General features: G+C 39.8%; 6 protein-coding genes and 1 pseudogene. All 7 read left to right on the forward strand.

Annotated elements, in window-relative coordinates:
• Positions 1-298, forward strand: a 298-nt coding sequence (locus DB520_RS26040) for a hypothetical protein (protein WP_157972260.1), incomplete at its 5' end; no start/stop codon positions are given.
• 458 nt (positions 299-756) lie between these two features.
• Positions 757-1,305, forward strand: coding sequence for a hypothetical protein (locus DB520_RS26045; RefSeq protein WP_157972261.1), 549 nt, complete (start codon positions 757-759; stop codon positions 1,303-1,305).
• An 11-nt stretch (positions 1,306-1,316) separates the two neighbouring features.
• Positions 1,317-1,727, forward strand: a complete 411-nt coding sequence (locus DB520_RS26050) for a hypothetical protein (protein WP_114752753.1) — start codon at positions 1,317-1,319, stop codon at positions 1,725-1,727.
• Between the two features lies 1 nt (position 1,728).
• On the forward strand, positions 1,729-2,052 hold the full coding sequence (locus DB520_RS26905; RefSeq protein WP_157972262.1) for a hypothetical protein: 324 nt from the start codon (positions 1,729-1,731) through the stop codon (positions 2,050-2,052).
• A complete protein-coding gene (locus tag DB520_RS26055; RefSeq protein WP_114752755.1) occupies positions 1,997-3,565 on the forward strand; it encodes a M43 family zinc metalloprotease in 1,569 nt (522 codons plus the stop codon). The genes DB520_RS26905 and DB520_RS26055 overlap by 56 nt, the downstream gene beginning before the upstream one ends.
• Before the next feature lie 343 nt (positions 3,566-3,908).
• Positions 3,909-4,280, forward strand: coding sequence for a hypothetical protein (locus DB520_RS26060; protein ID WP_114752757.1), 372 nt, complete (start codon positions 3,909-3,911; stop codon positions 4,278-4,280).
• 129 nt (positions 4,281-4,409) lie between these two features.
• A pseudogene (locus DB520_RS27525) lies at positions 4,410-5,870 on the forward strand (S8 family serine peptidase); the annotation flags it as partial.

Here is a 5,870-nt window from a genome sequence, read left to right on the forward strand (position 1 = left end):
GGCTGAGCCAAGGGATACAGATTCGCAGCTTTGGCTGGAGTTTCACGAAGATGGGACCATAGAAGGTCGTTCATCTAATAATTTATTGTCTGGAAAGTTTCATAATTTCTCTAATAATCAATTTGAATTATTGGAGTTTTATGTTTTAAGTTATGCCTTAGAGTCAGGCGATGGCTTTTACATGACCAGTAGCCTTGAGAATGCGGATATGGGGAATGTAGAAACAAAAGGCTTAAAGGTTTATTATACCGAAAATGAGCAAAGACTATTTATGCTGTTTAGACCATTGATGCCATGAAAACAATCTTAGTCGGAGAAGCATACATTTAATTGATTTTGAAAATGAATATATTGTTGGAGGTCGGGTAAAATCCTATGAATGCGGGCGTTTATATGAATTGATATCAGAAAAGGAGTGTAACGCAATAAAAATAAGGGTTTCCATACAATCTCGCATTTGCGGTGCCATAACCGACGTTTTCTTTTTTGTTTCCTTGCCTTTAGAATACATAAATATTGAAAAGGAGTTTGAATTCAACTACCTAGAGTCATAAAAAATCCAGGCAAAGAAAATAAAATTATGCTCCTAACTCGGGCACTTTGAGGAATATTCGAATACTTTCTACTTTTAATCTCACTTTTTGAGGAACAGGAAAATCAGATCAATTGTAGCGAAAAGGGTATTCCTCACGTCTTGGTTTTCAAGATGGATTTTAATCCAAAATTCAAATATCAATGAATTTTAATCATAAAGCCATGAAACTATTGATTACCTCGACAACTATGGTTATCCTAATGTTGATTTCCTGTACCGATGACGGCTTTCCCGATCCACTTGTTGAAGTACAATTTAACCTATTAAATGAAGCGGGTATACCAACTTCCACCTTCAATAAAGGCGAAGATATTTTGTACAGATATTGCCTAACAAACAGGTCAGAAACCCTCTTAGTGGTCACCAATCTACAAGAAATCATAGGCAATGATTTTATGTTGACCTTACAATTGATTTATGGAGACGATGGGGTTTTAGTAGAAAGGATTATTGGTTTTCCTTATGATGGAATCAGAATACCTGATAAATTTGGTTATGCAATAGAGACCTTAGATTCTTTGGTTATGCAAGCTATTTGGAAAGGTAACTTGGAAAATACAAAATATATTGATGGATTTGTTATTGAGTACAAATCAAACAGAAATTCACTTTCTTCAGGAAAATATAAAGTAGAATTTGAACATGCTTTCACCTTCACAAAGTATGCGGATAAGGTTGTGCAAATTGAGAATCCATTTATAATCCTATAAATAAATGAAAAATGAAAAGGCTAAAAAATAAGTTGACAAAAAGCCTACTCCTCATTATTGCGGTAGTGGTGATGGGTTTGGGGTGTGGAGAGGAAGAAGCCCCCCTTACATGTAAAACCACATGTGATAATGAAGAAATCGTCGAAACATTCAAAAATGTTGAGGCTAGAGTAATTAAACACAATAATTTTGGTTTTATACTGACTATAAACCCGGCAGATTTCGATAAAGAATCTTTTGTAGCGAGTAATGATTTTATTTTAGTGCCCTGTAATTGGAATTTTTCTTATAATCATAATTCAAGAGTTGTTATTAATGGTGTTAAGAAAAGTTGTTGTAGTCTTTTGATCCCACCGTTTGAACGAGGTGGCTACGGTTGCAAATTTGAAATTACTTCAATTGAGGCATTAAAAGATAAGTGAAATGAGAGTGTTACTATTAATTTTCTTTTTAATCTTATTGATTGGTAATGACCTATTTGCACAGCGCACTTGTGGTTCTGAATTAAGCATGGAGGCCATTAAAAGAAATGATCCGGAACGCTACCAAAGGCTGTTACAGTTAGAACAACAGGTGGCGAAGTTTTCTGAACAGAAGACCTTGGGGCTTCTCAGTAGCCATATTATCACTATTCCCGTGGTGGTGCATGTACTCCATACCGGCCAGGCAGTAGGCACAGGACTGAATATCAGTGCGGCAAATTCAGTCGCAAATAGATGTTCTCAACGAAGACTTCAGGCGGCTTAATGCCGATGCATCCAACACCCCGACTGCTTTTGAGGGGGTAGCCGCTGATCCTGAGATAGAATTTTTGTTAGCGTGTGTAGATCCCAATGGCAATGCTACTGATGGCATAGTACGTGTACAAACAACAGAAGGCATCTTCACTCGAGTGGAAAATCCCGATGGAACTACTGACGAAGAAGCTACAGGGATTAAATTCGCCCCAACAGGTTCCCCTGCATGGCCTGCTGATAGGTACTTAAATATCTGGGTATGTAATCTAGGCAATAATCTTCTTGGCTATGCCCAATTCCCGGATATGATGGTTACCCAACCTGAAACAGATGGGGTAGTTGTTCACACTACGGCATTTGGAAGGATCGGAAATGTATCAGCACCTTTTGACCAAGGCAGAACCGCTACACATGAAGTAGGTCATTGGCTGAATCTTTGGCATGTATGGGGTGAGGGAGGTCGTGAAAGTGACGATTTTGTTGATGATACTCCTAATCAATTTGGTCCAACTTTTGATTGCCCTTCTTTTCCACAAACATCCTGTAGCTCTAATGACATGTTTATGAATTACATGGATTATACAGACGATGGGTGTATGAACATTTTCACTCAAGGGCAAACTGATAGAATGAGGGCCATGTTTGCACTGGGTGGTATTCGGGAATCATTTGTAACCTGTGATCTAATTGCAAATGTATGTCAGACACCACCCACCATCTCCGGCCCCGACTACCTCTGCTCCACTAATACCTTCACCCTTCAGAATGCCCCTGATGGAAGTACGGTCAGTTGGTCGGCCAGTCCGGCAGGAATGGTGGGTATTTCAGGAAGCGGCAACAGCGTAAACCTTACTCCACAGGGAAATGGACAGGTTACGCTTACAGCCACCATCACCACCGAATGTGGGGATGTGGAGGTACAGAAGGCTTTCGTCACAGCCACGGGGCCCATCCCTACCTCAGCCATCAGTCTGGAACCTTTTGAATCCTCCCCTTATGTCTGTCCTGATCAGACCTTTGGTTTCCACCCAGACCCCAATGAACCATGGTACCAATATGAAGTACAGGTAGTCAACGGCCACTATACAAAAGTGAGCCACGGGTATTTCTGGATACATTTTAATAATTACATTCCATCCCCGCCCTATCCTCCGGTGTACGATGCCGGGGTGTCTGCAAGGATACACAATGGCTGTTCATGGAGTGATTGGAAACCTGTCAGTATGTATACAGAACCCTCATGTCCTGGAGGGGGTGGGTGTGAACTTTGCTTTTTGACTTTCCCCAATCCGGCGGATGAGGAGCTGCAGGTACAATGGAATCCACAGGTAAAACGCACAGCAGGAGACGACCCTGGTTTTGATGTCCAGTTCTATGACCAACGAGGTAAAATATTGTTCAGTCAATCCGGTATCAGTGAAAAGATAAGTCTGGATACCCGGAAGTTCAAAAACGGTTTCTACTACCTTCATATTCGCTACAAAGAAGGTTTGATCAGAAGACAGATAAGGGTGGAAAGGTAAAAGAGGCATGGTAGTGCATGGTGGAAGCTAGGCAGATAAATTGAAATTTACCTTTTTAATATTTTTGGTTAATAGGCCTGTAGCTTGGTATAAAAATCCGTCGTAAAATACGACTTTATCAGAATCCCGACGGCGCAGCCATCGGGCAACGTGAGCCAATCTTCTACTCTTACTTTCTTAGGAATTTTTCAACTAATAATTACTTTTTAAAATAATTGTTTTTAAATTGTAGCAGGTTGGGTTTTTAGTGCGTCTTGAATAGAGGTAAGTTTAGTGAATAATCTAATCAAAATGGAAAGGCAATTCAGAATTGATTTTGAGGTTAAATAAACTAGAACAGGTTATGAAATATTTCATAAAAATAGCTGCAATCATACTACTGATACTTAGCAATTTTGGATGTGAAGATGAATCATTGCCAGAATGTGTACAGGGTAAATTGATAGGTTATCAGTCCTGCTACAATGTAAATGTTATACAAGTACTTTCAGGTTCTTTAAAGGGTAAAGAAATTATGTGGGAAGGTGAAAAGTATCAAAATGTTGTACAATATCCAGGAGGGGCTTTATCTGAAGACATCATATATTTCAGCTATAGATTCTTTAATACGGAGGAGGACTCAACAAATTCGAATTTAATTTGCCCGGCCAATATCGCTCCTTTGGCTATTCCAATGATAGTTATTACCGATTATTCAACCGAAAATTGCCCTTGAAAAATGAAAAACATTCTACTCTTTTTTAGTTTATTGCTTTTATTCATTACAATATCTTCAATAACCAAAGAAAAACTTTATTATTGGTCTGATGGGAAAAAGCATTACTTGTCCGTTGATAAAAACTCGATGCTTGTAAAGACAAAGCCTGGGACGGATTTACAGACTTTGACCTCTAGAATCCAAAAAACTGATTTGTCTTATTCTGCGAGTAAAACAGTAAAAGGAGAAATCATAATTAAATCCAAAACGAATCCTTTGGATATCAACAGAATAAAGGTGGAAAATCCTGAAATTGAATCTGCCGCTTATGGATTGAATTTCGAACATGAGGAAATCCCAATTTTTATTAACGGAGAGGTACTGCTTCAACCAAAGCCAGGAGTTACCATCGATAGTATCCTTCATTTGATAGAAGGTGAATACAATTCGTTTGTAAAAAGAAAATACAATACCTTTAAAATATTAATTCGGGACTGGAATAATGTTATCAGACTCTCTAATTTGATTTACGAAAGCGATCTAGTCAGTTACTGTCATCCAAATTTTAAAGCTTCAATAGAAAGATATCAGGTGGTTCCTACCGATCCACTTTTTCCTGATCAATTCTATTTGAACCAGGGAAACAATATTGATATCAATGCCTCTCAGGCTTGGGGCATTACCCAGGGCATCAGGGAAGTGAGGGTGGCAGTTATTGATGACGGTGTTGAAAACCATGAAGACATGGATGGGAGAGTTCTTCCAGGATTTACTCCTACTGACACTACGGGGTTTGGAGCACCAGTAGCACCTCTTCCGCCTGCGAATCTACATATAATTGGCCATGGTCAAGCATGTGCCGGTATCATTTCTGCAAGTCACAACAACTTAGGTATAGCAGGTGTGGCTCCGTGTACACAAATTATTCCCGTGAATATATTCAGTGACTGGAATATTGTTACCGATCCTTTTAATAATCAACAATTTGTCGTTTTTAATGAAGACATTGATGATTTAGCTGATGCAATAGATTGGGCTTGGGATGATGGGGAAGCGGAGATATTAAGTAATTCCTGGGGTTTCACTGCCCAAGGAGCTAATTTTGATGAAATCACCTTTGCTATAAACCGTGCCAGAACCCAGGGTAGAGGCGGACTGGGGAGCGTGGTGGTTTTTGCATCGGGAAATTCTCATCAGGATTTCAGTGGTGTAACCTTTCCAGCAAATGTCAATGGAGTGGTTACTGTTGGTGCCATTAACAGAAACGGGAATATATGGAATTATAGTAGTAGAGGACCGCAAATGGACTAAGTAGCTCCCTCTGGAAATGTGGGGGGTAACGGTGATGTCGTCACAACAGACAGAATGGGGAATCTCGGTTATGACAATGGAAACTATACGGATACCTTTGGGGGTACCTCAGCTGCTGCCCCCCAAGTTTCTGGAGTTGCAGCGTTAATGCTCTCTGTTAACCCAAACTTGACTGAAGCGCAAGTGAGAACCATTTTACAGCAAACTGCAACTGATATGGAGCCAGCCGGTTTTGACAATACTTTTGGATTCGGAAGACTCAATGCCCAAGCTGCTCTACAGGCAGCCCTACCCATT

Origin of the sequence: Pleomorphovibrio marinus, assembly GCF_003347495.1 — a bacterium.
Lineage (GTDB): Bacteria > Bacteroidota > Bacteroidia > Cytophagales > Cyclobacteriaceae > Pleomorphovibrio > Pleomorphovibrio marinus.

Excerpts from the sequence above, each read along its gene's own strand:
- DB520_RS26060 (WP_114752757.1), top strand. The coding sequence starts at position 3,909 with ATGAAATATTTCATAAAAATAGCTGCAATCATACTACTGATACTTAGC.
- DB520_RS26050 (WP_114752753.1), top strand. The coding sequence starts at position 1,317 with ATGAAAAGGCTAAAAAATAAGTTGACAAAAAGCCTACTCCTCATTATT.
- DB520_RS26045 (WP_157972261.1), top strand. The coding sequence starts at position 757 with ATGAAACTATTGATTACCTCGACAACTATGGTTATCCTAATGTTGATT.
- DB520_RS26905 (WP_157972262.1), top strand. The coding sequence starts at position 1,729 with ATGAGAGTGTTACTATTAATTTTCTTTTTAATCTTATTGATTGGTAAT.